Annotated in this window: 2 protein-coding genes; both read right to left on the reverse strand. The window is 41.0% G+C overall.

Features of this window, described 5'->3' with window-relative positions; genetic code table 11:
- On the reverse strand, positions 1-1,469 hold a 1,469-nt coding region (locus ACVC7R_RS08445; RefSeq protein ID WP_447264340.1), incomplete at its 3' end, for a G5 domain-containing protein.
- A 74-nt stretch (positions 1,470-1,543) separates the two neighbouring features.
- A partial coding sequence (locus tag ACVC7R_RS08450) for an isopeptide-forming domain-containing fimbrial protein (protein ID WP_447264341.1) occupies positions 1,544-3,594 on the reverse strand: 2,051 nt, incomplete at its 5' end.

The raw sequence follows: 3,594 nt of genomic DNA on the forward strand, positions 1-3,594 counted from the left end.
CCTTCTGCTAGGTCTGGGTTCGCTACTTCCGTAGTTTGGAAGGCAACTTCTTCAGTTCTAGTTTCGTCTTTAGTTGTGATGACTGGATTTTTCTTAGCGCCTACTTCGATGACTTCATCAACTGGTGCTGTCGTAATTTCACTTGATTTCACGACACGACCTGTTTCAACGCCATCTGCATAAGTCACTGTCTCAACAATAGTACGAACACCTTTTTGTCCAGCTACCTTAACTTGACGAACACCTTCTGCTAGGTCTGGGTTGGTTACTTCCTTAGTTTGGAAGGCAACTTCTTCAGTTCGAGTTTCGTCTTTAGTTGTGATGACTGGATTTTTCTTAGTTCCTACTTCAATGACTTCTTCAACTGGTGCTGTTGTGATATCGTCTGATTTCACAACGCGACTTGTTTCAACGCCATCTGTGTAAGTCACTGTCTCAACAATGGTACGTACACCCTTTTGTCCAGCTGTTTTCACACGGCGAACACCTTCAGCTAACATTGCATTTTCAACTTCACGTGATGTAAAGGCAACTTCTTCTGTACGAGTTACTTCCTTAGTTGTGATAACAGCTTTGCTTCCAGTATAAGTTACTTTGTTCTTAGGTGCTTTTTTGGTTTTACGTGAAACCTCTTTACGAGCTGTTTCTTTACCATCAACTTTAGTTACTTCATATGTAACTTCATCGATACCTTCTTCACCTTCCTCAACACGAGTTTTACCCTTGTCAAGTGCTGGATCTACCTTAGTTTCTTCTTTGAATGGAACTTTTTCTTCAACAGTTACATTCTCTTTGGTTTCTACTGCGGCTTTCTTAGTACCAACCTCGATGATTTCTTCAACTGGCTGTTTAGTGACATTTTCGCTCTTCTTGGTACGAGCTGTTTCTTTGCCATCTGTCAAAGTGATATCCCAAACAACAGTCTTTTCACCATTAACACCTGCCTGCTTAACATTGCGAGTTCCTTCTGGAAGGGTTGCATTGTACTCAGTGCGAGATGGGTAAGGAACTGGTTCCTTAGTTGTGATTTCTTGATGCTCAACTTTTGGTGTTGTTGGTTCTTCAGTTTTGCCATTCAAAGCCGCTTCTACTTTAGCTTTCAAAGTATGATAGCGTTCTTCAAGAGGTGCAAAGAATTTTTTTCCAACTTCGCTCTTCATTGCTTTTTTGGCAATACCATAATATTTTACAACATCATCTAACTCATCTTGTACAAGTTCACGAGTTTCTTCATCTGAAGGATTCTTTTTGAGATCATTAAAATCCTCTTCAAGGTCGTTCATTTTATCCCTGAACTTAAAAGCGATACTTCTTTCCGCAGCATCAGGGATTTCTTCATCTTCTCCTGGTTCTTCTGCATGTACAGTCTTAATTTCATATAGATCAGGAGCTACATGATAAGTCGCAACTCCAAGAGCATTTAAAGCGAGTATTGAAATTCCTAATTTTAATAATTTTTTTCTACTCATTATTCTTCCCTTGACTTTGTTCATCAAACAGTAATGAGAAGAGTAGATTCTTCTACTCTCCTCTTTACCGTCTTTTAACGCTCCACTTTGCGTCCCCAAACAAGAAGTCCAGCAAGGCCTAGAGCTAGGGCTGCAAGTACTCCAAAGATTGAAGATACTTCAGAACCTGTATTTGGCAATGTTTTCTTAGGTTCTGCCGGAGGAACAGTTCCTCCTGGTGGTGGTGTTTGTGGTTTTTCTGGTGTTGGTGGTGTTGGTGGGAACACTACAACAGTATTAGTAGTACCTGGCTTGTTGTTGAAGCTTACTTTAGCAGTATTTGGTACACCTTTAGTAGCATATTTAGAGAAGTCAGTTCCTTCTTTGAAGTTAGTGTAAAGAACGAGACTTACTTTACTTCCCTTCAAGGCTTCAAGAACGTCCTTGTCGCTGATTTCAACAGTCACAAGGTTTGTAGTTTCATCGTAAGTAACTTTGGCAATTGCTTCCAAATCTTTACCTACCAATTCACCACGGTCATTTGAAACTTTAGAAACTTTTTCAATTGCTGATTTAAGCTTAGCTTGAGCTTCTTTCAGTTTCTTGATTTCGTTTTCAAGTTTCTCTTGTTGTTGTTTCTTATCAGCTGGTGACAATTCAGCTTCTTTCTTAGCTGCTGCTTGAAGGCTTGCAAGTTCTGCTTCAGCTGCTTTGAGTTCAGCTTCCAAGTTAGCAAGTTCTGGACTTGGTTGGCTTGGTGCTGCTTCTGTTGTAGCAGGTGCTTCAGTTGTTGCTGGCGCTTCAGTTGTTGCGCCTTCTGATGTTACAGGAGCTTCAGTCGTTGCTGGTGCTTCAGTTGTTGCAGGAGTCTCAGTTGTTACTGCTGCTTTGGCTGCTTCTACCTTAGCTTTCAAGTCAGCAACTTTAGCTTCAGCCGCTTTCACTTTCTCATCAGCTGACTTGTCTTCAGACTTAGCCATCAAGGCTTTAAGCTCAGCTTCAACTTGATCAAGTTGAGCTTGAAGAGCTGCTTGAAGTTTGTCAAACTGTGCGTTTTCAACTTTAAGAGCAATACGGTCACGGTTCACTTTGAGGACTTGGTCGATTTCATCACTGATAGTGAAGTTAGTCAATTCAGTCTTCTTGATGCGGCCGTACTCATCTTTCAAGGCGTTTCCATTTTCATCCGTTGGATCTGCAGGAACGAGCGTTGAAATGTCGAAGCGGAATGTATCAGTTGCGTTTGGCAAGTGGTACTCTTTACCAGGTTTAGATCCATCTTCTGGTCCAACAGTCTTAACTGGTTCATTTGGTTTTGGATCAGTTGGTTTTTCTGGTTCACGAGGTTTAACCGTTACTGGTTTAGTTTCCTTGCTACCAGATTGACCGTTAGCATCCTTGAAGTTTACAGTTGCTTTGTTAGGTACCAATTGGTTAGCGTAAGCGCTCAAGTCGCTGTTAGCTTTAAGCTTAGCTGGGATGTACAATTGGATTTCTTTGAATCCTTTAAGTCGAGCGAAATCTTTCACTGTTACAGTTACTGTATTTCCTTCAACTTTAGTTTCAAGAACTCCAGTTGCATCAAGACCATCTACATAAGCTACTGGTGTATCTGTGATTGCCAACACAGATTCAAGAGTATCTGTTACTGTAAACTCTTTGTACTTATCAATATCTTTTGGTAAAGCAGTATTAACATTGTACATGTAAGGTGCTTCGTAGTCTACATCCAAGTGGTCCAAAGTACGGTTGATCTTCTTAGAAATTTCTGGTTCTGGTTCTTTTGGAACTACAACTGGAACTTCATTAGAATCTTTGTGAACACCTGGTTTGTGTGGGAAGCCTGCGTCATAGCCAGCAGTATTTGGTACAGTGAATCCACGATCAGTTAGATATGGAGTCAAGTCTGAACCTTCTTTGATCTTAGCGTTGAATGTTAATTCAACTGCTTGACCAGCACTTGCTTTGACTTGTGCTTCTGTAAGGGTCAAGGTAATAGTTTGACCTTCTACCTTGATTTGACTTGGGTCAAGAACTTGACCGTTCAAGCTTGCAGTTGCTGAACCTCTGAATTCAAGAACGTCTACCAAAGTATCTGTTACTGCAAAGGCAGTCGCATCGTTTGGTACACTTGTCTTCACGTTGT

This window comes from Streptococcus sp. Z554, assembly GCF_053010305.1.